The following is a 22615-nucleotide window of genomic DNA, read 5'->3' on the forward strand; positions in this document are numbered from 1 at the left end:
CGCCCGGGGGGGCTCGCGGGCGTCTTCCCCGCCGGCCCCGGGCCGGCCGGGGGGGGGCCCCGGGCCGGGGGGGGGGGGGGGCCCCCCCCCGGGGGGGGGGGGGGGGGGGGGGCCCCCCCCCCCCCACGGCGGCTCGCGCCAGGGCCACGGGTCCGGGCTCCCCGGACCGGGGGTCAGCGCTCGTAGACGCCGGTCAGCCGGCCGCGGCCGAGGACGGGCCCGGCGACGGTGGGCAGGAGGGTGCGGGGCCGGGCCCGCTCCGGTGACGTGCCGTCAGGGGTGGCGCTGACGGGAGCGGCGAGGGCGAACAGCTGGAAGACGTAACGGTGCGGCCCATGGCCCTTGATGGGCCCGGGGCCGCGGTACCCGCGCCCGACGGTGCCGCGCAACGCCTGTACTCCGGGGGCCGGTTGCCGTGCGCGGAGCGCGCCGGGGTCCAGGTGCCCCGCCGCCGGGTCGACGAGGGCGACGCAGTGCACGGCGGGCTTGGCCAGGGGGACGTCGATGTCCTCGACGACCAGGAGGAGTTGGGCGGTGCCGGCCGGCGGGGCGGTCCAGGCCAGGTGCGGGGACAGGTCGGCGCCGCCCACGCGCTTCTCGCAGTGCTCCAGCGCCATGGCGCCGCCCTCGTCGAAGTCCCGGCTGGTCAGGGCCAGTTCGTCGGGGCCTTGCAGGTTGGGCAGGTGCCACGCCAGGTGCGCGTCCCCCGCCCTGCGGTTCTTCAGCAGCCCGCCGAGCAGTGTCATCGTGCCGCCCCGATCATCCGGACCGCCACGACGGCGGCGGTGGCGCCGCCGCCGGGTGCGGACGTGCGGTGGTGCGTCGTCTGTGCCATGGCTGTCTCTCCTGGGGAGGTCGGCTGGTTTCCGTCGGCGTCAGATGTTCCGGGCCAGTCGCTCCAGCAGCGCGGCGGCCGCTGCGAGCTGATCCAGCTCAGCGGGGGTGAACATACCGCTGGTCAGGGCCTGGGCGATGAGTTCGGTCCGCGCGTTGCGCTTGTCCCGCAGCGCCTGCCGGCCGGCGTCGGTGACCGTGAGCACGGCGCGCCTGCCGTCGTCCGGGTCCGGACGGCGTTCGACCAGGCCACGGGCGTGCAGGGCGCCGATCGTCGTCCCCATCGCCTGGGCGGTGATCTGCACCTCCCGGGCGAGCGCGGAGGAGGTGGTGGGGCCCGAGCGCTCCAGGTGCGACAGGGCGCTGCGCTCGGGCATGGTGAGTTCGCCCGCGGCGGGCACTTGTCGCACCCGTCGCAGCAGCACGCTGAAGCTCGCCAGCAGGACTGCGGCGACCTCGCCGGCATCCGGTTCGTCGGCCATATACTCAACCTAACTTATCAACAGCCTTGAGCAAATTCGGCTCCCGAGTCCCGTCCCGCCCGGGCCCGCGCTCCCGCCCCGCGACTCCAAGGCGCCCGCCCTCTGCGCCGCCCCTCGCCACCCCCGTACGCCCGGCGCACAGCGCCCGCGGCGGCAAGCGGGGCTTCATCCGGGAACCAGACGGGCATGACCATGGCAACGATGTCCTCCCGACGTCCTTGCCCACGTCCTTCCCCCCACGGAGGTCCGTATGAGGCTGCGTTCGGCCTTGTCCGCCCTGTTGCTCCTCGTCAGCTGCGTGCTCGCGGCCACCGCCGCGGCCGGCGGCCCCGCCGCAGCCGCCACGGCACCGCATCGCACGACCGCACCCGCCACCGCCACCGCCACCGCCACCGCCGCACCAACCGTCACCGAGCACACGGTCACCCTGGTCAACGACACCGGGCAGACCATCTGGATCGGCAGCAACGTCAACGCCGACGGCTCCGCGCAGCTCACCGGACTGCCCACGCTCGACACCGGCCAGTCCGCCACCGTCGCCATCCCGGAGGACACCGGCGCCGGCCACTGGCGCGGCAAGTTCTTCGCCCGCGAGGGGTGTTCGGGAGCCGACGGCAGCACGTTCCACTGCGTACTCGGTGACTGCGGGGCTTCGGTGGGCAGTTGCACCACCGGCGAACAGCCGGTCAGCCTCGCCGAGTTCAACTTCGACCCGTCCGACAGCCTGGCGCCCTGGTACAACGTCAGCTACGTCAACGCCTTCTCGGTGCCGGTCACCATCAGCCCCGACGGTGTCGCCCCGCCGCCGGACGGCGGGGCCTGCGCCCCGGAGGGCTGCCCGGACGACCTGCTGCCGTACTGCCCGCCCGACGACCTGACCACCGACGCGGGGACCGGCCTCGCGCTGTGCGTCAACCCCGACCGCGACGCGCAGACCCCGTACAGCGACGCGATCGGCGGGCACTGCCCCTGGGCCTACGCCTGGTCGAAGGCCGACACCGTCCCGGGCAACAAGGTGGTGCGCGACTGCACGTCATGCAGCGGCTTCACCGTCACCTTCCACTGAGAGGACGTCGCCGTGACCACTTCGCGAAGCCTCGGCCGCGTCCCCGCCCGCCTGCTGCCCGTGGTCGTCGCCCTGGCCGTACTGGCCGTGCTCACCGTGCTCGGCCGCACCCCCGCGGCCGGCGCCGACGCGCGCAAGGGCGTGAGCGTCACCCCGGTCGACGGCGCCTCGCAGGCGCTCGCCGACGTCGGGGCCGGCTGGTACTACGACTGGAGCACCACGCCCGGCGCCGTGACGGGGCCGGCCGGCACCGAGTTCGTGCCGATGATCTGGGGTGCGGCCGACGTCAACGCCACCGCCCTCGCCCAGGCCGCCCAGCAGGGCACCGAACTACTCGGCTTCAACGAACCCGACCTGGCCGGCCAGGCGGCCATGTCCCCCGACCAGGCGCTCGACCTGTGGCCGCAGTTGGAGGCGACCGGGCTGCGGCTCGGCGCCCCGGCGGTGGCGTACGGCGGCGACACCCCGGGCGGCTGGCTGGACCAGTTCATGTCGGGCGCGGCGGCCCGCGGCTACCGCGTCGACTTCATCCCGCTGCACTGGTACGGCGGCGACTTCTCGTCGGCGGCCGCGGACGAGCTGCGCGGCTACCTCCAGGCGGTGTACGACCGCTACCACAAGCCGATCTGGCTCACCGAGTACGCCCTCACCGACTTCTCCGGCAGCACGCCGCGCTACCCGACCGCCCAGCAGCAGACCGACTTCGTCACCTCCTCCACGGCCATGCTCGACAGCCTGCCGTTCGTCGAGCGCTACGCCTGGTTCACCCTGTCCACCGCGACCAGCCCCACCGGCCTGTACGACGGCACCGTGCCCAACTCCTCGGGCGTGGCCTACCGCGCGGCGAGCTGACCACCGGCCACCGGACCACCGACCACCTGCCGCGACCGCCTGCCCCCGATCGCCTCCCCGCCGGACACGCGACCTCCCCCGGGGAGGCGGCCGGGGAGCGCGGGGTGAGTGCGTCCGGTGGTGTCAGAGGTGGTCCGGGAACGGGCGAAACGCGGTGGGACGAGGGTGTGTTCGCCATTATGACCTGGCTTGACATACCTCCGGTCACACCGACACGATGCGTCATGATCCCGGGTCCGGGGCTGCCCGGCGTATTCCGTTTCCCGGCGCACGACGCCCGCGCACATCGGTGCGGCGCACGCCGGAGCAGATCTCCCTCGTGTGCGACCACGGGTCGCCGAGCACGAGGGAGGGGTGCTTTCTCATGTCAAGACGCACCAGAACATGGCAGATAGCCGTGGCCGCGACCGCGGTCGCGGCCGCCACGGCAGTGGGTGCCGGACCGGCGTCCGCACACGGCGGGCAGTCGACGTATCCGGCGCAGCACAAGGGACCGGGCGGCACGCCCACCCCTGACGGCAAGTGCGTGTTCACCGTCGAGGGCAAGACGTGGACGCCCGGCAAGGGCCTGGCCTCGATCAAGCCGTCGAGCGACGGCAGGATCAGCATCGGCGTGACCGCCGACGGCGGCACCTGCACGGTCTCGCTCGCGGTCTACCTCGCGCAGGGCCCGGACTTCGCGTCCTCCGGCCAGCAGGTGCTCACCGACTTCTCCACGGTGACCGTGCAGCGCCACAAGAAGGGCACGCTCACCGTGTCCGCGCCCGCCACGGGCTGCTTCGCGCAGATCGACCTGTACAAGGGCAGCACCGAGTACGACGGCAAGACCGGCGCGGGCCACGGCCCGGCGCCGCACGGCCCGAACGGGTCGGTGATCGGCTCCAACCTGCTCGCCTCGTGGAACGGGCCGACCGGTGGCAAGGACTGCACCACCACCGAGCCCACCACTCCCCCGGTGTCGCCGTCCCCTTCGGACAGCGCCACGCCGACGGACACGCCGACCGGCACCCCCACGGACACCCCGACCGGCACGCCGTCGGGCAGCCCGACGGACACCTCCTCCGCCACGCCGAGCGACACGGCGAGCGCCACCGCCACCGCCACGAGCAGCGCGCCGGCCGTCGGTGACACCGACTCCCCGTCGCCGTCCGCGACCGGTTCGCTCGCGCACACCGGCAGCAGCGGCAACACCGGGCTGTTCGCCACGCTCGCCGTGGTGCTGGTCGCCCTCGGTGGTGCGGTGACCTTCGTGGTACGCCGCCGCGGCACCGGCCGCGCGCACTGACACAGCGTCAGGCGGAGCCGTCGCAGCTGACGGCGCCGTAGCGCCGTAGCGCCACAGGGGCCCGGATGCGGAAGTCCGCATCCGGGCCCCTGTCCGTGCCCGCGGGCGGCGTCGGAGGACGCGCCGGGCGGGCCGTGGGCGAGGCGACGCCGGTCAGTGGCCCGAGGTGGCCTTCAGCCCGACCACCGACGCGACCAGCAGGCAGACGAAGAAGATCCGCGCGGCCGAGATCGGCTCGCCGAGCAGCAGCATGCCGACCACCGCGGCGCCGGCCGCGCCGATGCCGACCCAGACGCCGTAGGCGGTGCCGATCGGAAGGGTTTTCGCCGCCTGCGAGAGCAGCAGCATGCTCGCCACGATGCCGGCCCCGGTGAGCAGGCTCGGCCCGAGCCGGGTGAAACCGTCGGTGTACTTCATGCCGATCGACCAGGCGACCTCGAGCAGACCGGCGACAATGATCAGGACCCATGCCATGACGGCACCTCCGCGGGTTGGTGACTACGGGGGTGCGCCGTCTTTGCAGGGTCCCGGTACGGCGCGCTCGTCGGGGCGAACACCTCAACCGTAGCAAATCGCGGCGCCGCGGCAGCCGTGCGGCCGAAGTGGTGACCGGAGTCACCACACCACCTCGGCGGCCGGGAGATCCGATGTCAGGGCACCGGTCGGCCGGATTTCGCCACCACACGGGACATCCGTCCGCGAGTCATCCGAACTTTCGCCGCCCGCAAGGGGATTGGCGTGGACCAGGGCGCGGACTTACAGTCCAGGCGTCCGCCGTCGCACCTCCACGGAGCAGGCATCCCGCCCGCCCCTCCCCCCTCAGGAGTTCCCATGCAACGACGCGTACCGGCCCGCCGGCGAGCGGCGGTCCTCACGGCCGTCCTGCTCGCCGCCGGGTTGTCCGTCCCGGCGCTGTCCTCCGGCGCGTCGGCAGCGACGCCGACCGCATCCGAGCCCGCAGCCGCATCCGCACCAGCACCCGTATCCGGGTCCGCACCGCGGTCCGCCCCCGCGCGCACGACCGCTCCGGCCGCCGACGCCGAAGGCTGGACCGGGAGCTGGTCGGTGTCCCCGCAGAGCGGCGGCCCGTCGTACGGCCAGCAGACGCTCCGGCAGATCGTGCACACCAGCATCGGCGGCAGCGCGGCCCGTATCCGGATCTCCAACGCCTTCGGGTCGGCGCCGCTGACCGTCTCCGACGTGCATGTGGCGCGGCGCACCTCGGGCTCGTCGGTGGACACCGGCACGGATCGGGTGGTGGACTTCGGCGGGCAGCCGTCGGTGACGATCCCGGCGGGCGGCACGGCGGTCAGCGACTCGGTGGCGTTCACGGTGTCCGCGCTGTCGGACGTGGCGGTCAGCTTCTACCTGCCGAACGCGACCGGCTCGGCGACCTACCACCAGCAGGGCACCCAGACCAACTACCTGGCGGGCGGCGACGTCAGCGCCGACGCGACGCTCAACGGCGCCTCGACGAGCGGCAGTTACGCGTTCCTGACCAACCTGGACGTGCAGAACTCCGCGGCCGCGGGCGCGGTGGTCACGCTCGGCGCGTCGATCACCGACGGGGTGGCCTCGGCTCAGGACGACAACCGCCGCTGGCCCAACGACCTCGCGCAGCGGCTGTCGGGCAGCGGCCGTACGGTCGGCGTGCTCAACCAGGGCATCAGCGGCAACAAGCTGCTCAGCGACGGCGCCGGGCAGAGCGCGCTCAACCGCTTCGACCGGGACGTGGTCGGCCAGCCCGGAGTGCGCTGGGTGATCTTCTCCGACGACCCGATCAACGATGTCGGGGTGGCGAACCCGCCCACCGGTGACCAGTTGATCGCCGCGCTCCAGCAGCTCATCTCGCGCGCGCACCAGGCCGGCATCTCCTTCCTGTGCTCGACGCTCACCCCGTTCCAGGGGTCGGGCGGCTGGTCGCAGGCCGGCGAGGACTCCCGGGACGCGGTCAACGCCTTCATCCGCGGCGCGGGCAGCGGGTGCGACGCCGTGGTCGACCAGGACGCCGCGACCCACGACCCGGCGAACCCGGAGCGCTACCTGCCGTCGTACGACGCGGGCGACCATCTCCACCCGAACGAGGCCGGGTTGCAGGCCATCGCCGACGCCGTCGACCTGTCACTCTTCGACGGCTCCGGCGGCCAGCCGTCCTCGGGCGTGGTGAGCCTGCGATCGCATGCCGACGGCGACTACGTCACGGCCGCCAACGCCGGTGCGGCACCGCTGATCGCGAGCGCCACGGCGATCGGGACGTGGGAGCAGTTCGACGAACTCGACCTGGGCGGCGGCGACATCGCGCTGCGCGCGCACGCGAACGGGCTGATCGTGACCGCGGACGACGCCGGCGCCGCCCCGCTGATCGCCAACCGTACGGCGGTCGGCGGATGGGAGACCTTCCAGCTGGTGCACAACGGCGACGGCAGCGTCAGCCTGCTGGCGCGGGCCGACGGCGACTACGTGACGGCGGAGGACGCGGGCGCGGCGCCGCTGATCGCGAACCGCACGGCGATCGGGCCGTGGGAGGAGTTCGACCTGATCACGTCGTAGCCGGGCGGGGCCGGAGCGAGCGGCGGGGCGCGGCCGGGGCCTGGGCGGGGGGGCGCGGTCACCCCGCGGGCGAAGGGGCCTGCGCGGAAGGCGAGTCGGGCCCGGACGAAGGGGCCGGCGCGGGCGGCGAATCGGGCGCGGTAGCCGGCGGGAGCGGAATCCAGCGGTGCGACCAGGCGATGACCGCCTCCAGCACCGGCTCCAACTCCCGTCCCTTGTCGGTGAGGTGGTACTCGACCGGGGCCGGGCCGCTCGCCCCGGCCCGGCGTTCGAGCACGCCGTGCTCCTCCAGGGTGCGCAGCCGCTGGGCGAGCATGGTGTCGCTCAGCCCCGGCACGGCCGCCCGGATGTGTGCGAAGCGGTGCTGGCCGGTGAACACGGCGCGCAGGATGGCGCCGGTCCACCGGCCCCCGATCAGCTCGATGGCGGCGTGGAACCGCTCGCACACCCGGTGGATCTCGGTCGCTGCCGCGTGGTCCTGGGACGCCATCGGGGACCCCCGTCTCCGTAGTGCGCGCCGCGGGCGGGCGGGCGGCCCGCGCGCGGCGCTGTCGGTGCGGTGTTACGCGCCCTGCCGGGATTCTGCCAGAGCGGGCCGCAGCGGGCGCAGCGCCGCCTCGACCCTGACCAGCTCGTCCAGCATCGCCTTGGACGACGCGAGCATGGTCTCGTTCGGCTGGACCTGCTCCTCCTCGTCGATGAACTGCCGGACGAAGGGGATGCTGACGCCCTCGAAGACCGGCGTCATCTTCAGGGTCGTCACGACCTGCTTGATCATCTGGACCGCGCGGGTGCCCGCGGAGACCCCGCCGTAGCTGACGAAGCCGACCGGCTTGTAGAGCCACTCGTTGTGCAGGTAGTCGATGGCGTTCTTCAGCTCGGCGTTGTAGCCGTAGTTGTACTCCGGCATCACGAAGACCAGCGCGTCCACGCCGGCGACCCGGGCGCTCCAGTCGCGGGTGTGCTGGTGGGTGTACTGGCCGAGCCGCGGGTGGTTCGGCTCGTTCATGAAGGGCAGCGCGATCTCGGCGAGGTCGATCAGGTCGATCTCGTCGAAGCCGCCGTGCGTACGCGCCTCCCCCTCGAACCACTGGGCGATCGGCAGACCCAGCCGTCCCGGCCTGGTGCTCGCCACAATGATCCCGAGCTTCGACATCGCGTCTCCTTCTGCGTGCTGCGTTTCGGTGTTTCCGCGGTTCCAGCGGTACGCCGGGCCGATCCGCCCGGCGCACTAAGAATACCTTAGTGGATTTCTCGCGCGGCTCCGGCCTGCCCCGAACAGCGTGAATAGCGCATTCATCGCATAATTCCCTCAGTGCGTCCCCCACGTGCCGGAGGTAGCCATGGCCACCACGGCCCCGCCTCCGGGCGAGCCGGACCGCAAGGGCGGCGGGTCCCGGCGGGCGCGGGCGCGCGAGGGCGGACGCCGGCGCGGGCGCTGGTCGGCGTTGCGGGTGCGGACGCTGGCCGCGCGCCGGACGGCCGAGCAGCGCTTCCCCGTACTGACCGAGCTGACCGCGCGCCTGCTGTCGGTGAACCTGCTGGACGCGGCCACCCGCCTGGCGGCGCAGCTCTTCCTCACCGCCGTGCCGTTCATGTTCGTGGCGGCCGCCTTCACCCCGCAGTCCGTCCGCACCCACATCGTCGACTCCGCGCAGGACCTCTTCGGGCTGAACGGAAGCGCCCAGCGCCAGCTCGAACAGCTCTACCGCCCGGACAGCGCCGACACCGACACCGAGCGGCAGACCACCGGGGCGATCGGTGCGCTGGTCGCGCTGCTGGCCGCGACCGCCAGCAGCCGGGCGATGGCCAGGGTCTGCGAACGCGCCTGGCTGCTGCCGCGCTCGGCGGCGCGGGTGGTGGTGTGGCGCTGGTTCGCCTGGATCGTGGCCTGGGTGGCGGTGCTCGTCCTGCAAGGGCCGCTGCGCGACGGGCTGGGCGCCGGGCCGTGGCTCGGGGTGCCACTGATCTTCCTCGCCGACCTCGCGGTCTGGTGGTGGACCCAGCACCTCCTGCTCGGCGCCCGCCTGCCCTGGCTGCCGCTGCTGCCGGGGGCGGTCCTCACCGCCGCCGCGATGACCGCCCTCTCGGTCACGGCCCGCGTCTACATGCCGATCGCGCTCAACCGCAGCCTCGCCACCTACGGCCCGCTCGGCTCGGTCTTCACCCTCCTGTCCTGGCTGATCGCGATCTGCGTCACCCTGACCTTCACCATCACCGCGGGCGCCGTCCTGGCCACCGAGCCCCCGCTCTCCCGTTTCCTCCCCGCCGTGCCGCGCCCGGCCTCGGCTCCGGGCCGGTCCGGGGCGCCCCCGCGCACCTGAACCCGCACCTGAACCCGCACCCGAGTCCGTACCCGCCCGGAGAAAGCAGTTGTCCTCCGCCCCGGTCTCCCTGAACGATCCCGGTGTGACCCTGTTGTTCCTGACCGTCGGCCTGCCCGGAGCCGGCAAGAGCACGCGGGCCCGGGAGCTGGCCGCACAGCACGGCGCGCTGCGGCTGACGCCCGACGAGTGGATGATCCCGCTCTTCGGCGAGTCCGACGCGGGCGGCAAGCGCGACGTGCTGGAGGGACGGCTGCTCTCCCTCGCCCTGCAGGCGCTGCGGCTGGGCACCCACGTGATCCTGGACTTCGGCTGCTGGTCGCGCGACGAGCGGTCCGCGATCCGCTGGCTGGCGAGGTCCGCGGGCGCCACCTGCCACCTCGTGTACGCGCCGGTGGACCTCGACACCCAACGCGCCCGGATCGCCCACCGCCAGGCGGCCACCCCGGACGAGACCTTCCCCATGACCGAAGCGGACCTCCTCCGCTGGCGAGCCGCCTTCCAGGAGCCCACCCCCACCGAGCTCACCGGACACGACCTCGACCCTCCCCCTCCCCCCTGGCCCACCTGGCACGCCTGGTCCACCGACCGTTGGCCCTCCTTCACCTGACGAAGACGCCGGCGCCCGCGCTACGTGAAATCGGAGTGGGCGAGGTGGGCGCCGCACACCCGGCAGCGGAAGAGGTACGCGGTCGGCTGTCCGTCGCGGTCCAGCGCGGCCAGGTACTTCGCGATGTCCTCGACGGCCCAGCCCCAGTTCGCGATCTCACCGCGCAGGAAGGCCGACGCGTCCGGGTACGCGGCGAGTTCGGCCGCGCCGACCGCGCCGAGGAACGCGGCACCGTCGCCGCAGTGGAAGTACCAGCGGGGGTCCTGCCACGCGCTGTACCCGGGCGTGTGGCGGTCCACCCTCAGCAGGACCTCCAGCGGCACGTCGTCGCCGATCGGGTCACCGATGAAGTGGGCGTCGTACCGGCGCGCGGCGCTGCCGTCCGCCACGCACCAGGGGCAGATCCGGCCGGCCAGGTCGGCCTCGGCGTGGACCGGACCGCGGTAGAGGTACCCGCGGGCCCGCCCGCAGCAGACGCAGGTCCGGTCCGCGGCGGCGACCGAGCCGGTCGCCACGGGGTCGGGGTGGTAGGGGAAGTGGGGCAGCGGCTCCGTCACGGGCGTGACCGTACCGGCTCCCCCGCGCGGCGCGCACGCCGGCCGCATGATCGAATGGGGGTCCCGTCGTCCCGAGCTGCCCTGGAGGGAAGCCGTGCCGGAGCAGCCCGTACGCACCCGCGTGTCGGCCTACGCCATCGCCCGCACCGACGGGCAACTGCTGCTCACCCGGCTCTCCGACGCCTCACCGGTGTTCGAGCCCGGGTCGTGGCATCTGCCCGGCGGCGGCATCGACCCCGGCGAGCAGCCGGCCGAGGCGCTCGCCCGGGAGCTGCGGGAGGAGACCGGCCTCGAACTGCTCGACGCCCGCCTGCTGGAGGCCCGGACGTACACCGCGCACCGGCTCGGCGTGAGCTGGCATCTGGTCGGGCTCTTCCACCTCGTCCGCCTGGCGCCGGGCCCGCTCACCGTCACCGAGCAGGACGGCTCCACCAGCGCGGCCCGCTGGATACCGCTGTCCGAGCTGGCCGAGCCGTCGGGTCCGCGGCTCTCCCCGGCCACCGCGGACGCTCTGCGCATGCTCGCCTGACCGGCGGCGCCGGGCGATCCGGACGGCGGCGCCGGGCGATCCGGACGGCGGCGCCGGGCGATCCGGACGGCGGCGCCGGGCGCACGTCCGTTCGGCGCCCACGGAGTTGCCGTCACATGAGCACGCGGCAAACGCCTGTGCGAGCGGACTTTCACGGCGCTGAAAGTTGCCGGCGTCCGCGCCCCATCACCGCAGCTCCGCGACCGGCCAACTGGACTGGACCACAGAGGATTTCCCCAACCCCTTTACGCGACAGGGTCGTTCATGCGTCACTCGTGGCGCGTTCACCACGAGCACCTCACCCGCACCACACCACCCCGACCGGCGATCTCCCGCGGTCACCTGTGAGGCCAGGGCTACGCGAGTAGACCCGCTCCTCGGACGAGCACGAGCTCACCACGCACCCGCACGCTCCCCCCACCCCAACGTGCCTGGAGGAAAGCCTTGTTCTCCCGAAACCGCAACGCCCGGGCTGTGCCGCGGAGACTGATGACGGCCGCCGTCCTCACCGCCGGCCTGGCGCTGGCCGCGACGATGTCGACGACGGGCCCGGCCGCCGCCGCGCCCGCGCCGTCGGGCAGCACCATCCCGCTCGGCCACGGCTACATGGGCGTCGGCTACGTCCAGGACAGCAAGGACTTCAAGCCGGACCCGCAGCACCTCCAGCTCAACGCCCAGGGCATCATGGCCCCGGCCGCGGCGTACCCCGAGGGGATCGACGTCTCGCACTACCAGGGGTCGATCAACTGGTCCTCGGTGAAGGCCGCGGGCATCCAGTTCGCCTACATCAAGGCCACCGAGGGCACCACGTACACCGACCCGAACTTCAGCGCCAACTACCTGAACGCCTACAACGCCAAGGTGATCCGGGGCGCCTACCACTTCGCGCACCCGGACCTCTCCAGCGGCGCGACGCAGGCCACCTACTTCGCCACCCACGGCGGCGCCTGGTCGGCGGACAACCTGACGCTGCCCGGGATGCTGGACCTGGAGGGCGGCTGCTACGGCCTGTCGGCGGCCTCGATGCAGTCGTGGATTCTCGACTTCTACAACACCTACAAGGCGAAGACGAGCCGCGACGTCGTCATCTACACCAGCGCGAGCTGGTGGAACAGCTGCACCGGCGGCTGGACCGGCATGTCCGCCAGGAGCCCGCTGAACGTGGCGTACTGGACGACCGGGTCGAGCCCCACCATCCCGAGCGGCTTCCCGTTCTGGACGTTCTGGCAGTACAGCGACTCCGGTTCGATCAGCGGCATCTCGGGCGCGGTGGACCGCGACCGGTTCAGCGCCGACAGCTCACGACTGCTGGCACTGGCCAACAACACGCCCTGACCGGGTAGTTCGGGGCCCCGCGCCCGGACGGCGAACCGCCCACGTCGGCGTCGCGGTCCGGGCGCGTCCTCATGCCGTCCGGGCGCGTCCAGGGCGCCGCGCGAACAGGCCGCGGGGCGTGCCGGGCCAGGAGCGCGGCGGCCTGCGGCGGGACGGCTTGCTGCTTACCGCGTCTGACCGGTCAACGAGGCGTTCAGCTCGGCGAGTTGGCGGGCGAAGATGCGGGCGCCGCCCTGGGCGGGGTGGCGTACGGCGACCGCGGGCACGCCGTTGCGGGCGAGCGCGGCCTCGGCCTTGCGGCCGACGGCGACGAACGTGGTGATCGCGAACGCCTCGGCGAGGGCGAGCGCGACCGGAGCGCCCGCGGCGACCTCGGCCGCCCGCGGGGTGCGGTTGCTCTCCGGGCGCCCCGGCTCGTGCGGGTGGTGCGGGTAGATCGGCCAGAACAGTGGCAGCGCCCCGCGCCACGAGGCCATCGCGCCCCACACCACCGCCGAGGACGCCTCCCAGCCGAACGCCGGGTCCCGCGGCACCCGGAAGCCGTCGCCGTCCGGGTCCCCCGTGATCGGCCCGGGCCGGGCGGTGAGCTGGCGGACGCTCGTGAACGAGATGCCGCTGATCGTGTGGCCGCGGTAGCCGGGCGCCTCGCCGATCAGCATGACGCCGGGCCGGTTCCGGGCGATCAACTCCAGGTAGCGGCGCAGGTTGTCCGTCCGCAGCCGGCCCGCCTCGTCCGCGCCGTAGAGGAACTCCGCGTCGTCGGGCGCGGGCAGTTGCCGCAGCAGCGACCAGAACCTCGCCGTGTCGACCCCGCTCACCGCGACCACCCCGTAGCTCTGTCCATATGCGTACCCGTACCCGTACCGGTCCTGGCTCCCGAAGCCTGACCCGGACCCCGACCGCCCGCCGCCCGGTCCCCCTCGCACCTCGGCACACCCGCCACCCCCGCACCGTATCGCCTCCGCGGGGCCCGGGTACGGCGGGCTGGCAGGCGGGGAGCGCCCGGGCTGCTTAGGATGCTGATACGTTGCGCCGTCGGCCCGACGGCCGCTACGGGCAGGACTCGGATGACGTGGGAGGGCCGGTTTTGGCTGCTGGTCCCGGTGGTGGGCGCGAGGCGCCGGAGCGCGAGCAGGCCCGGCTGCGCGGGCTGGCCGAGGCGGGACTGACCGCCCGGTCGGACCCCGACATGGACCGCTTCGCGCGGATGGTCGCGCGCCTGCTGGACGTGCCCGTCGCCCTGGTGTCCCTGCTGGAGCCCGAGCGGCAGGTCTTCCCCGGCATGGTGGGGCTCGGCGATCCGTGGGCGAGCTGCCGGGAGACACCGCTGACGCACTCGCTGTGCCAGTACGTGGTGGCGTCGCGGGAGCCGCTGGTGCTGGCCGACGTGCGTGCGGACGACCTGACCCGCGACAGCCTGGCCATCCCCGACATGGGCCTGGTCGCGTACGCCGGGATGCCGCTCACCGACGCCCGGGGCAACGTCCTGGGGTCGCTGTGCGCGATCGACTCCGTGATCCGCGAGTGGACCGGGCGGGAGGTCCAGGACCTCGCCGACCTGGCCGAGGCGTGCTCGGCGGAGCTGCGGCTGCGGATCGCCAACCGCCAGGGCGAGGAGGCCCGCGCGGCCGCCGACGAGGCCCGCCGGGCGGCCGAGCAGGTGCTGGCCGGCGCGGAGCTGCAACTGCGCGCGGCCGAGGAGCTGACCGGCACCGTCAGCCTGCTCGACGTGCGCCGCAAGGTGCGCGAACTGGTCTCCGGGCTGCTCAAGCCCAGCTATGTGGGCCTGGTGCTCCTCGACGAGGGGGAGCTGCGCCGGGTCCCCGACCCCGACACCGCGCACGCCGTGGAGACCCTGTTCGAACGGTACGGCCCGCAGGACGCGTTCCCCACCGCGCGGGCGTTGCGGGAGCGGCGCACCGTGACCGTGCCCGACCGCGCCCACCTCGTCGAGTGGTACAGCGCCGAGGCCGTCGCCGCCTACGACTCGCTGGGGCTCCAGTCCGCGGTGTGCGTGCCGCTGCCCGCCGTACGCGGGCCGCTGGGCGTGCTGGTGACGGGCTGGGCCGAGCCGCACCGCACCGACCTGACCGAGTACGCGGCGCTGAGCGCGGTGGCCGGCTACACCGCCCAGGCGGTGGAACGCGCGGTGTTCCTGGACGATCGGATCGACGTCGCCCACCAGCTCCAGCAGGCCATGCTCACCACCCTGCCCGAGGTCGACGGCCTGGACATGGCGGCGGTCTACCTGCCGGCGGTCTCCGGGGAGATGGTCGGCGGCGACTGGTACGACGCGATCCCCCTGAGCGTGGCCCCGCAGGCGCTCGCGTCCCTGTCCGAGCCCCTTTCCTCGGCGGCGCCTTCGGCCGTTTCCGGGCCCGGCCCGGTCGCGGCGGCCCCCGCGGTGGCCGCCGGCAGCACCCTCGCGATCACCGTCGGCGACATCACCGGCCACGACATCCACGCCGCCGCCGTCATGGGCCAGGTCCGCAGCATGCTGCGCCAGGCCGCGCTCGACCACCCCGGGCAGGGCCCTGCCGCGGTCGTGGCGGCCCTGGAACGGGCGGTGGCGCACCTGCCGCTGGAGGCCGGCGGCACCCTAATCCACGCGCACCTGCGCCGGCAGGGCCCGGCCTGGCACGTCAGCTGGACCAACGCGGGCCACCCGCCGCCGCTGCTGCTGCACGCGGACGGCCGGGTCGAGGAGCTGACCGTCCACGACGCGCTCTTCCACCACGCCCTCACCCCGCCCGACCGCGCCGACCAGCACCTACGCCTCGACCCCGGCGCGACCCTGCTGCTGTACACCGACGGTCTGGTCGAGCACCGCCGGGCGAACATCGACGACGGCATCGCCCGCGCGGCGGCCTCGCTGCTCGCCCACCGCGGGATGCCGCTCCCGGAACTCCTCTCCCGCCTCACCCGCGAGGTCGCCGGTCCCCACAACAGCGACGACATCGTGCTCATGGCGCTGCGCCCGGCCGCTCAGGCAGCGCCGCCCACAGCAGGAACGCGAGCAGGCTGATCCCCGCGCCCAGCGCGCACACGGCCGTCCAGCCCGCCGCCGCGTAGAGCGTGGTCGCGGCGACGGCGCCCGAGGCGCTGCCGATCGAGTAGAAGACCATGTAGCCGCCGATCAGCCGGCTCCCCGCCTCCGGGTGCAGCGCGTAGATCAGCGTCTGGTTGGTGACGTGCACCGCCTGGACGGCGAGGTCGAGGACGATCACGCCGACGGCCAGCGCCCACAGCGAGTGCCGGGTGAAGGCCAGGGGCAGCCAGGAGACGGTGAGCAGGGCCAGCCCGATACCGGTGGTGCGCCGGGAGTGGCCGCGGTCGTTGAGCCGGCCGGCGCCGGTGGCGGCGAGCGCGCCCGCGGCCCCGGCCAGCCCGAACGCCCCGATCGCGGTGTGGGACAAGGAGAGCGGGGGTGCGCTGAGCGGCAGCGCGACGCTGCTCCACAGCGTGCTGAAGGCGGCGAAGATCAGCAGGGCGAGCAGGGCCCGTACCCGTAGAAGGCGCTCGCGCGCGAACAACTGAACGGTGGAGCGCAGCAGTTGACCGTACCCGCCGGCCCTCGGCGCGACCTTGTTCCGGGACGGCAGCAGGCGGTGGAGGGTCAGGGCGAGCAGGCCGGTGAGGGCCGCCGAGCAGAGGTAGACCGAGCGCCAGCCGGCGAGGTCGGCCAGCAGGCCGGAGACGGAGCGGGCGAACAGGATGCCGGTGACCACGCCGCTGGTCACCAGGCCGACGACCTTGCCGCGTTCCTCGGGCGCGGCCAGCGACGCGGCGAAGGCCACCAGCGTCTGGGTGACCACCGCGAGCAGCCCCACGGAGGTCAGGCCCACCAGCAGCAGCGCGGCGTTCCCGGCAGTGCCGACGGCGGTCAACGCCGCTGCCAGCAACAGGAGTTGGGCGACGACGAGGCGTCTGCGGTCGAGCAGGTCACCCAGCGGCACCAGGAAGAACAGCCCGAGCCCGTAGCCGACTTGGGTCAGCGTCACGATCGCGCCGACCGTCGCCGTGCCGATCGAGAAGTCGCGGCCGAGCGTCACGAGGAGCGGCTGGGCGAAGTAGACGTTGGCCACCGCGGTGCCGCAGGCCACGGCGAAGAGCAGGGTGAGCCCCCTGGAGAGCCTGAATCCGGACGTCCCCGTGCTCGGCGCCGCGCGCGCTCCCGTGCCCGCGCCGCCCGTGCCCGCGCCGCCCGTTCCCGTGCCCGCGCCCGAGACCTCGGCTTCGCCCGCGCTACCGATCGCGGTTTCGGCCTCGCCCGCCATGACCCTGTGATCGCGTCCCACGCGCAGCCCCTCACATCCGGTTTCATCTTGCTACCAGACGGACGGTAGCCGTAGCTGGTAGCATGTTGCAACCGGACATGAGGAGGAGGGCACGCCATGGTGGAGCGGACCCGCTTCGACGACAGCGACTGCCCCGTCGCGCGGTCGGTCGACGCCATCGGCGACTGGTGGTCGCTGCTGATCGTGCGGGACGCCTTCGACGGCAGCCGCCGCTTCGGGGAGTTCCAGCGCAGCCTCGGCGTGGCGAAGAACATCCTCACCGCGCGCCTGCGCGCCCTGGTCGCCGCCGGCGTCCTCGACACCGCGCCCGCCTCGGACGGCAGCGCCTACCACGAGTACGTACTGACCCCGAAGGGACGGGGCCTCTTCCCCGTCGTCGTCGCCCTGCGGCAGTGGGGCGAGCAGAACCTCTTCGCCCCGGGCGAGCCCCACTCCGAGCTTCTCGACCGCCGGCAGGGCCGCCCCTTGCGCGCCCTGGCGGTCCACGCCGCGGACGGACGGCGCCTCACCCCCGACGACACCACCGTCCACAAACTCGACTGACCGCCCCACCCTGCGACTCCGGCGGCCGAAGGGCATTCAACGGCCGGACGCCCGCGGGGCGCACGCAAGGACGCCCGCGAACGGCACGCACGTCGGGGCAGCCGAGCGGCATCGATCAGCCCAGCGACGCGGTTGCCGCGCGCAGGTCCTCCAAGGCCGCCAGCGCATGCGGCGCGAGCCCTTCCGTGTCGTCACGCTCGCCTTCGGACCACTGGGCGTATCCCCGCTTGAACGCGAGGACTCCCAGCTCGGCCGCGAGGTGCGCGGTCGGCTCCGGGACACCGCGGGCGACGAGCGCGGCCGTCATGGCGGCCGCGAGCCCGACGCTCTTGAGGGCGTCGCGCTCCTGCAGTTCGGTACTGGCCGCCACGGCCGCTTTGAGGCGGGGGCCGAGTTCGCGGTTCGCCGGACCCATGGCGCCCGATGCGCGCTCGAGACCGGCCGCCACCGCCTGGAGCGGGCTGGCGCCCGCGGGGGCCTCGGTGATGCCGTCGGCGAGCAGCCTGCCGAGCGTCTCCTGGCCGGCGACCAGCAGCTCGCGCTTGTCGGAGAAGTACCGGAAGAAGGTGCTCTTGGTGACGCCGGCGCGCTCGGCGATCTGCGCCACCGTGGTGGCGTCGTACCCCTGCTCGGTGAACAGGTCGACCGCCGCGACGACGAGTCGTTGGTCCGCTCCCGGTTGCCATCTGGCCATGAGACCAGGATAGGTGATGAGACTCCTGTCCTATCACCATGTAGGGTCGGTGATGGGACAATGGTCTCATCACTTTCAGGGAGAGCTCATGCATGTCTTCGTCACCGGCGGTACCGGCACCATCGGCTCCGCCGTCGTCGCCGAACTGCTCGGCAACGGCCACACCGTTCTCGCACTGGCTCGCTCGGACGGCTCCGCGCAAGCCCTTGAGGGCGCCGGCGCCAAGGTGCTGCGCGGCGACCTGGCCGACATCGACACCCTGCGGTCCGGCGCGGCGCAGTGCGACGGCGTGATCAGCCTGGCGTTCGGACGTGACTACAGCAGTCCGGACGCGCTCACCCGGGCCATCGCCGAGGAGAGCGCCGCTCTCGCCGCGCTGGGGCAGGAACTCGTCGGAAGCGACCGCCCGATCGTCACGGTCTCCGGCACGCCCTGGGTGCCGGGACGCGCCTCCGTCGAGGCCGATCCGCTGCCGACCGACGGCCCGGTGGGCGGTCGCGGCCGTTCGGTCAACGCACTGCTGGACCTCGCCTCGCGCGGCGTGCGCGGCACGGCCGTCCGCATGCCGCGCACGGTCCACAACGAGGGCAAGGGCGGATTCGCCGGCCTGCTGGCCGATCAGGCGCGCCGCACGGGGGTGGCCGGCTACCCGGGCGACGGCACCCAGCGCTGGCCGGCCGTGCACGCGCTCGACGCGGCGGTCCTGTTCCGCCTGGCTCTTGAGTCCGCACCGGCCGGGACGTCCTGGCACGCCGTCGGCGACGAGGGCGACGCGGTGCGGGACATCGCCGCGGTCATCGGGCGGCGACTGGGCCTGCCGGTCGAGGAGGTTCCGCAGGAGAACTTCGGCCCGTTCGGCCCGATCTTCGCCATGGACCAGCCGGCGTCCAGCGCCCACACCCGTGAGGCGCTCGGCTGGCAGCCGACCCACGCCGGCCTCCTCGAGGACCTGGAGACCATTCAGCCCTGACGCGCGCAGATTCGAGGGGACCGCCCGGCCCGTCCACCCACTCGTCCACCCGCTCGCCCGACGGCGCGCGACTCCCGGCACCCCCGCCAGGACCCTGGGGCCGAATCGCCCGCGTTCCATCCGGTGGACGAGCCGCTCGGTCGGGTGGCTCCGTCCTGGAAGGCGTGGTCACCGGCGGGGGTGAGGGCGAGCGCCGTGCGCGGAAGCCGACCCCGACCCGGCACGCCTCGTGGTCGACGGCGAGGACGCCGAGGCGCACACGCCCGCGGACCACGCCGTCAGGGGCGTCGACCGGGTGGCGATCGGGCTCGGCGGTCATGACGCGTTCGCGCCGGCGGGGCCGCCAGGTCAGGGGGGTTCGGAAGGGGCCGGCAGAGTGAGGACCACCTCGTCGATCTCGGCGCGCCGCGCGTTCGCGTACCCCCGTTCGGTGCCGGTGACCACGAACCCGCACTTCTCCAGCACCCGGATCGAGCCGGCGTTGTCCGCGGCCGCGCGTGCGCGCAGGGGGCGTTCGGGCACCTCGGCGAGCAGTGCGCGCAGCGCCGCGGTGGCCACCCCGCGACCCCAGTGCTCCCGGCCGATCCAGTACGTCACCTCGCGCTCCTCCGGCGGCCCGTACGCGCCAGCGTGCCCGACGACTTCGCCACCCGCACCGACCACCGTGCGGGTGACGACCGCCGGGTCCCGGCGGATTCGCTCCCAGTGGGCGTCGAACCGGCCGCGGTCCGCCGGGTCCTCGGAGGTGAACGCCGCCATCCACACCCCCTCGGGGTCCGTCATCTGCGCGAAGAAGACGGGCAGATCACCGTCCTCCACCGCACGCAGCACCACGTCCATCGAGCCCTCCCGGCAGGTGATCGTCGGCGCCCGGACCCCATGGCCCAGGCGCCCGAGCAAGCGCGGCCGGACCGGCCGCGCGTCGCCGTGGGCGAGCGTACCGACCGGCCGACCGGCCGCGCCGCGACCGTACGACCCAGCCGTACGCGCCCCGACGCCCGGAGGCCGCGGCGGTCGCCCGACACCCGGTCCACCACCCTAATCGCACAGCCGTTCGAACATGTGCCAGAATCCAGCCATGCCCCACTCCTTTCCCGACGACCTCGTCCAGGCCCAGCGCGACTGGTACACCACTTACCGCGAGTTGGCGGCGAGCGCGGGCGCGGGCTCGCGCACCACGGTGCTGCGCCGGCGTCTGGTCCGGCTGTCCGTCCGCATCAGCGCCCACCCCTACTGGGCCACCCTCCCCGGCACCGCGCCCGCCGCACGGATGGAGCTGAAGCAGATGACCTGGGACGCGCGCGCCCCGCGCCGGGCGCCCCACCACAGCCCCGACCAGACCCCCTGACCCCCGGCCGCCGATCCCCGGCCGACCCCCACCCCCCGCCCCCCCGCCCCCTCGCACTCCGGCCCCGACCCCGACCCCGAGCCGGCCCTTCCCGGCCGCCACACCGTCGCCCGCCGCAACACCCCCACCCGGCAACGCCCCACCCCACCCCCGACCCTTGACCGGACCGTCACCGGCCCGTGACCTCACCCGCCACACCCGCACCAGAGGCCGCCGGTTGCCGCGGATCGGGGAGAGCGCTCTCTCAACGCCTTGACACGGCGCCCCCGGCCCTCCAAGGTACGTCCCAGAGAGCGCTCTCAGAGCGGGGGCTCACCGCTCGCGTACAAGCGCCCCCGCCCGCCCGCGCGCACCGCCCGGGCGTCGCGGTGCCGCCGGGCCGTCCGGACAGAGGTAGGTCGTACGTATGTCATCAAGCAGGGCCGCAGGAAGTGAAGCCCCGGCAGCCGCGCACAGACCCGGGGGCGGGACGGACACCCTGGTCGGCGACGCGCTCGGCCGCCGTACGTTCATGACCACCGCGGCCCTGCCCGGCGGCGTTCCGGTGTCCGGTGCCGCCACTCCCGCGTCCGCGCCCGCTTCCACGCCCGCGCCCCTGCCCGGGTCCGCGCGCTCCCGCAGCGGGCAGCGGCCCCCGTACGCCCGCCAGTCGCCGCCCGCGGAGCCGGACTTCGGCCCGCACGTGAAGGTCTTCGGCCCGGACACGCCGGTCGGGCAGGTCCAGGCCGCCCTGAACGCGGCCGCGGTCGGCGGCGGCCGGAGCGCCTTGCTGTTCAGGCCGGGCCGCTACGCCGTGGACGTACGGCTCGGGCCCCGCACGTCCGTGGCCGGCCTCGGCGCGCACCCGGACGACGTGACGATCGACGGCGCGGTGCGGGCCGCGGACCAGCGCGGGCCGGGCCGCGGCGACCGCGCGGCCACCGACTCGTGGCGCGCCGTGGAGAACCTCGCGATCCTGCCCGCCGGCGGCACCCAGCGGTGGGAGGTCTCCCCCGCCGCGCCGCTGCGCCGGGTGCACGTCCGCGGCCGGCTCCTGCTCTGCCCGGGGCCGGACGGCGCCTGCGGTGACGGGTTCATCGCCGACTCGGTGGTGGACGGAGAGGTGCTCGACACCGCGCGGCAGTGCTCGCTCACCCGGGACAGCCGGGTCGGCGGTTGGCCGGACCCGGCCGGGCGGCAGGTCTTCGCCGGCGTCGAGGGAGCGCCCGCGCCGGCCTTCCCCGACCCGCCATCTTCGGTGCCGGGCACGGCTCCGCGGGTCACGCCGCCGGGCGGCCCGCTCAGCCGCGAGAAGCCGTTCCTCTACGTCGACGAGGGCGGCCGGTACCGGGTGTTCCTGCCGGCGCTGCGGCACGGCGCGGTCGGCGCGAGCTGGGCCGGCGGCAGCACCCCGGGCTCGTCGGTGCCGATCGACCGGTTCTTCGTGGCCAGGCCCTCCGACTCGGTGCGCACCCTCAACAAGGCGCTGTCGCAAGGACGTCACCTGCTGCTGACCCCCGGCTGCTACGAACTGGCCGACACCATCAAGGTCAAGTGGGCCGGCACGGTGGTGCTGGGGCTCGGCCATGTGACGCTCGCCCCGCGCCAGGGTGTGGTGCCGATGACGGTCGCGGACGCGCGCAGGGTGCGGATCGCGGGGCTGCGGTTCGACGCGGACCCCGCCGACGCGGACCAGGCGGACACGATCGTGCTGCTGGAGATCGGCGCCCGGCGGGGCGGACGCAGCGACCCGCGCGACCCGGCGTCCGTGCAGGACGTGTGCTTTCGGATCGGCGACGGCGGCCGGGCGGCCACCGCGCTCGTCGTGAACAGCGACCATGTGCTGCTCGACCACGTCCGGGTGTGGCGCGCCGGACCCGGCACCGGCGAGGACCGGCCGGCCGGCGGCGCGGCGGCCGACGTGATGGTCAACGGCGACGACGTGCGGGCCAGCGGCCTGTTCGTGGCGCGTTTCCTGACGTCCGGCGTGGCGCGGAACGGCGAGGGCGGCCGCTCGCTCACGGGTACCGGTTGACCGGCGGCCCGCAGGACGGGCCGATGTGATCGACCACGTGATCAACGGTGCCGTGGCCCATCCGGGCACCGGCACCCGCGCCGGTGAACCTGGTGAGGTGCCCGGCGCGTTGACGCGTGGCCCATGGGGGTGAGGGGGCCGTTGCCCGGCGCGGGCGGCGGCCCCCTCACGGGTGTACGGCGAAGGCCGCGCCCGCGGTTCGGGCGGCCGGACTACGACATTCCGCCCGTGCCGACGATCGGACGTTCCGAAGGTCCGCCGTTCCGAAGAGCTGTCGTTCCGAAGAGCTGTCGTTGCGACGATCGGACGTTCCGACGAGCTGGC

23 protein-coding genes and 1 riboswitch are annotated in these 22615 nt (G+C 74.1%); of the genes, 13 read left to right on the forward strand and 10 right to left on the reverse strand.

Annotation, left to right across the window (positions count from 1 at the left end; genetic code table 11):
• Positions 1-173 precede the first annotated feature (173 nt).
• Together ACIPAE_RS34695 and ACIPAE_RS34700 are read right to left on the reverse strand one after the other, a co-directional pair.
• Entirely contained in the window at positions 174-746 is a 573-nt protein-coding gene (locus ACIPAE_RS34695; RefSeq protein ID WP_402450751.1) for a YbhB/YbcL family Raf kinase inhibitor-like protein, read from the reverse strand.
• 129 nt (positions 747-875) lie between these two features.
• Positions 876-1316, reverse strand: coding sequence for a MarR family transcriptional regulator (locus ACIPAE_RS34700; protein ID WP_329361654.1), 441 nt, complete (start codon positions 1314-1316; stop codon positions 876-878).
• A gap of 250 nt (positions 1317-1566) precedes the next feature.
• Here ACIPAE_RS34700 and ACIPAE_RS34705 point away from each other — a divergent pair, with 250 nt between their 5' ends.
• From ACIPAE_RS34705 to ACIPAE_RS34715, 3 genes are all read left to right on the forward strand, one after another.
• Positions 1567-2382 carry a thaumatin family protein gene (locus ACIPAE_RS34705; RefSeq protein ID WP_402450754.1) on the forward strand — a complete coding sequence of 272 codons (816 nt, stop codon included), beginning with the start codon at positions 1567-1569 and terminating at the stop codon, positions 2380-2382.
• A 12-nt stretch (positions 2383-2394) separates the two neighbouring features.
• The gene (locus tag ACIPAE_RS34710) at positions 2395-3234 is read left to right on the forward strand and encodes a glycoside hydrolase family protein (protein ID WP_329361658.1); all 840 of its coding nucleotides are present in this window, start codon (positions 2395-2397) and stop codon (positions 3232-3234) included.
• A 364-nt stretch (positions 3235-3598) separates the two neighbouring features.
• Positions 3599-4519, forward strand: coding sequence for an LAETG motif-containing sortase-dependent surface protein (locus tag ACIPAE_RS34715; RefSeq protein ID WP_402450757.1), 921 nt, complete (start codon positions 3599-3601; stop codon positions 4517-4519).
• Between the two features lie 153 nt (positions 4520-4672).
• Here ACIPAE_RS34715 and ACIPAE_RS34720 read toward each other — a convergent pair whose 3' ends face one another.
• Positions 4673-4993: a multidrug efflux SMR transporter gene (locus ACIPAE_RS34720; protein WP_328473093.1), complete on the reverse strand. Its 321-nt coding sequence runs from the start codon at positions 4991-4993 to the stop codon at positions 4673-4675.
• A gap of 31 nt (positions 4994-5024) precedes the next feature.
• Positions 5025-5088, reverse strand: a riboswitch (guanidine-III (ykkC-III) riboswitch).
• A 262-nt stretch (positions 5089-5350) separates the two neighbouring features.
• Between ACIPAE_RS34720 and ACIPAE_RS34725 the strand changes: the two genes are divergently transcribed.
• Positions 5351-7069 (forward strand): GDSL-type esterase/lipase family protein, encoded by a 1719-nt coding sequence (locus ACIPAE_RS34725; protein ID WP_402450759.1) that lies wholly within the window; start codon positions 5351-5353, stop codon positions 7067-7069.
• Between the two features lie 58 nt (positions 7070-7127).
• Here the strand turns inward: ACIPAE_RS34725 and ACIPAE_RS34730 are convergent, their stop codons facing one another.
• Both ACIPAE_RS34730 and ACIPAE_RS34735 read right to left on the reverse strand, forming a co-directional pair.
• Complete coding sequence (locus ACIPAE_RS34730) at positions 7128-7559, reverse strand: winged helix-turn-helix transcriptional regulator (RefSeq protein WP_402450762.1); 432 nt, start codon at positions 7557-7559, stop codon at positions 7128-7130.
• 72 nt (positions 7560-7631) lie between these two features.
• Positions 7632-8225: an NAD(P)H-dependent oxidoreductase gene (locus ACIPAE_RS34735; RefSeq protein WP_328473086.1), complete on the reverse strand. Its 594-nt coding sequence runs from the start codon at positions 8223-8225 to the stop codon at positions 7632-7634.
• A 187-nt stretch (positions 8226-8412) separates the two neighbouring features.
• On the opposite strand from ACIPAE_RS34735, the gene ACIPAE_RS34740 reads away from it, so the two are divergent.
• Together ACIPAE_RS34740 and ACIPAE_RS34745 are read left to right on the forward strand one after the other, a co-directional pair.
• A complete protein-coding gene (locus ACIPAE_RS34740) occupies positions 8413-9393 on the forward strand; it encodes a ribonuclease BN (RefSeq protein ID WP_402450765.1) in 981 nt (326 codons plus the stop codon).
• An 85-nt stretch (positions 9394-9478) separates the two neighbouring features.
• A complete protein-coding gene (locus tag ACIPAE_RS34745; RefSeq protein ID WP_402450767.1) occupies positions 9479-10003 on the forward strand; it encodes an AAA family ATPase in 525 nt (174 codons plus the stop codon).
• A 20-nt stretch (positions 10004-10023) separates the two neighbouring features.
• Here the strand turns inward: ACIPAE_RS34745 and ACIPAE_RS34750 are convergent, their stop codons facing one another.
• A complete protein-coding gene (locus tag ACIPAE_RS34750) occupies positions 10024-10560 on the reverse strand; it encodes a CbrC family protein (RefSeq protein ID WP_402450769.1) in 537 nt (178 codons plus the stop codon).
• Positions 10561-10606: 46 nt separating this feature from the next.
• Here ACIPAE_RS34750 and ACIPAE_RS34755 point away from each other — a divergent pair, with 46 nt between their 5' ends.
• On the forward strand, positions 10607-11089 hold the full coding sequence (locus tag ACIPAE_RS34755) for an NUDIX domain-containing protein (protein WP_402450772.1): 483 nt from the start codon (positions 10607-10609) through the stop codon (positions 11087-11089).
• A gap of 489 nt (positions 11090-11578) precedes the next feature.
• Positions 11579-12424 (forward strand): GH25 family lysozyme, encoded by an 846-nt coding sequence (locus ACIPAE_RS34760; RefSeq protein ID WP_329361673.1) that lies wholly within the window; start codon positions 11579-11581, stop codon positions 12422-12424.
• 164 nt (positions 12425-12588) lie between these two features.
• Here the strand turns inward: ACIPAE_RS34760 and ACIPAE_RS34765 are convergent, their stop codons facing one another.
• Positions 12589-13242: a uracil-DNA glycosylase gene (locus ACIPAE_RS34765; RefSeq protein ID WP_366413130.1), complete on the reverse strand. Its 654-nt coding sequence runs from the start codon at positions 13240-13242 to the stop codon at positions 12589-12591.
• 269 nt (positions 13243-13511) lie between these two features.
• On the opposite strand from ACIPAE_RS34765, the gene ACIPAE_RS34770 reads away from it, so the two are divergent.
• Positions 13512-15449: a GAF domain-containing SpoIIE family protein phosphatase gene (locus ACIPAE_RS34770; protein WP_402450774.1), complete on the forward strand. Its 1938-nt coding sequence runs from the start codon at positions 13512-13514 to the stop codon at positions 15447-15449.
• Here the strand turns inward: ACIPAE_RS34770 and ACIPAE_RS34775 are convergent.
• On the reverse strand, positions 15388-16722 hold the full coding sequence (locus tag ACIPAE_RS34775) for an MFS transporter (protein ID WP_402450775.1): 1335 nt from the start codon (positions 16720-16722) through the stop codon (positions 15388-15390). The two genes, ACIPAE_RS34770 and ACIPAE_RS34775, sit on opposite strands and share 62 nt — an antisense overlap.
• Positions 16723-16818: 96 nt before the next feature.
• Between ACIPAE_RS34775 and ACIPAE_RS34780 the strand changes: the two genes are divergently transcribed.
• Entirely contained in the window at positions 16819-17265 is a 447-nt protein-coding gene (locus ACIPAE_RS34780; protein ID WP_402450777.1) for a winged helix-turn-helix transcriptional regulator, read from the forward strand.
• Between the two features lie 115 nt (positions 17266-17380).
• Here the strand turns inward: ACIPAE_RS34780 and ACIPAE_RS34785 are convergent, their stop codons facing one another.
• Positions 17381-17959 carry a helix-turn-helix domain-containing protein gene (locus ACIPAE_RS34785; RefSeq protein WP_329361684.1) on the reverse strand — a complete coding sequence of 193 codons (579 nt, stop codon included), beginning with the start codon at positions 17957-17959 and terminating at the stop codon, positions 17381-17383.
• Positions 17960-18047: 88 nt separating this feature from the next.
• On the opposite strand from ACIPAE_RS34785, the gene ACIPAE_RS34790 reads away from it, so the two are divergent.
• Positions 18048-18929 carry an SDR family oxidoreductase gene (locus tag ACIPAE_RS34790; RefSeq protein WP_402450779.1) on the forward strand — a complete coding sequence of 294 codons (882 nt, stop codon included), beginning with the start codon at positions 18048-18050 and terminating at the stop codon, positions 18927-18929.
• Positions 18930-19277: 348 nt separating this feature from the next.
• Here ACIPAE_RS34790 and ACIPAE_RS34795 read toward each other — a convergent pair whose 3' ends face one another.
• The gene (locus ACIPAE_RS34795; RefSeq protein ID WP_402450781.1) at positions 19278-19769 is read right to left on the reverse strand and encodes a GNAT family N-acetyltransferase; all 492 of its coding nucleotides are present in this window, start codon (positions 19767-19769) and stop codon (positions 19278-19280) included.
• Positions 19770-20007: 238 nt separating this feature from the next.
• Between ACIPAE_RS34795 and ACIPAE_RS34800 the strand changes: the two genes are divergently transcribed.
• On the forward strand, positions 20008-20277 hold the full coding sequence (locus ACIPAE_RS34800) for a hypothetical protein (protein WP_329361690.1): 270 nt from the start codon (positions 20008-20010) through the stop codon (positions 20275-20277).
• Positions 20278-20683: 406 nt separating this feature from the next.
• Positions 20684-22291, forward strand: coding sequence for a coagulation factor 5/8 type domain-containing protein (locus ACIPAE_RS34805; RefSeq protein ID WP_402450783.1), 1608 nt, complete (start codon positions 20684-20686; stop codon positions 22289-22291).
• Positions 22292-22615 lie beyond the last annotated feature (324 nt).

This window comes from Streptomyces sp. NPDC087270, assembly GCF_044744625.1.
Lineage (GTDB): Bacteria > Actinomycetota > Actinomycetes > Streptomycetales > Streptomycetaceae > Actinacidiphila.

Bases quoted from the DNA above. Each gene is read 5' to 3' on its own strand.
- ACIPAE_RS34735 (WP_328473086.1), bottom strand. From the start codon at position 8,225: ATGTCGAAGCTCGGGATCATTGTGGCGAGCACCAGGCCGGGACGGCTG.
- ACIPAE_RS34740 (WP_402450765.1), top strand. From the start codon at position 8,413: ATGGCCACCACGGCCCCGCCTCCGGGCGAGCCGGACCGCAAGGGCGGC.
- ACIPAE_RS34805 (WP_402450783.1), top strand. From the start codon at position 20,684: ATGTCATCAAGCAGGGCCGCAGGAAGTGAAGCCCCGGCAGCCGCGCAC.
- ACIPAE_RS34705 (WP_402450754.1), top strand. From the start codon at position 1,567: ATGAGGCTGCGTTCGGCCTTGTCCGCCCTGTTGCTCCTCGTCAGCTGC.
- ACIPAE_RS34790 (WP_402450779.1), top strand. From the start codon at position 18,048: ATGCATGTCTTCGTCACCGGCGGTACCGGCACCATCGGCTCCGCCGTC.
- ACIPAE_RS34785 (WP_329361684.1), bottom strand. From the start codon at position 17,959: ATGGCCAGATGGCAACCGGGAGCGGACCAACGACTCGTCGTCGCGGCG.
- ACIPAE_RS34715 (WP_402450757.1), top strand. From the start codon at position 3,599: ATGTCAAGACGCACCAGAACATGGCAGATAGCCGTGGCCGCGACCGCG.
- ACIPAE_RS34730 (WP_402450762.1), bottom strand. From the start codon at position 7,559: ATGGCGTCCCAGGACCACGCGGCAGCGACCGAGATCCACCGGGTGTGC.
- ACIPAE_RS34725 (WP_402450759.1), top strand. From the start codon at position 5,351: ATGCAACGACGCGTACCGGCCCGCCGGCGAGCGGCGGTCCTCACGGCC.
- ACIPAE_RS34760 (WP_329361673.1), top strand. From the start codon at position 11,579: ATGACGGCCGCCGTCCTCACCGCCGGCCTGGCGCTGGCCGCGACGATG.
- ACIPAE_RS34755 (WP_402450772.1), top strand. From the start codon at position 10,607: ATGATCGAATGGGGGTCCCGTCGTCCCGAGCTGCCCTGGAGGGAAGCC.
- ACIPAE_RS34795 (WP_402450781.1), bottom strand. From the start codon at position 19,769: ATGGACGTGGTGCTGCGTGCGGTGGAGGACGGTGATCTGCCCGTCTTC.
- ACIPAE_RS34800 (WP_329361690.1), top strand. From the start codon at position 20,008: ATGCCCCACTCCTTTCCCGACGACCTCGTCCAGGCCCAGCGCGACTGG.
- ACIPAE_RS34700 (WP_329361654.1), bottom strand. From the start codon at position 1,316: ATGGCCGACGAACCGGATGCCGGCGAGGTCGCCGCAGTCCTGCTGGCG.
- ACIPAE_RS34720 (WP_328473093.1), bottom strand. From the start codon at position 4,993: ATGGCATGGGTCCTGATCATTGTCGCCGGTCTGCTCGAGGTCGCCTGG.
- ACIPAE_RS34780 (WP_402450777.1), top strand. From the start codon at position 16,819: ATGGTGGAGCGGACCCGCTTCGACGACAGCGACTGCCCCGTCGCGCGG.
- ACIPAE_RS34695 (WP_402450751.1), bottom strand. From the start codon at position 746: ATGACACTGCTCGGCGGGCTGCTGAAGAACCGCAGGGCGGGGGACGCG.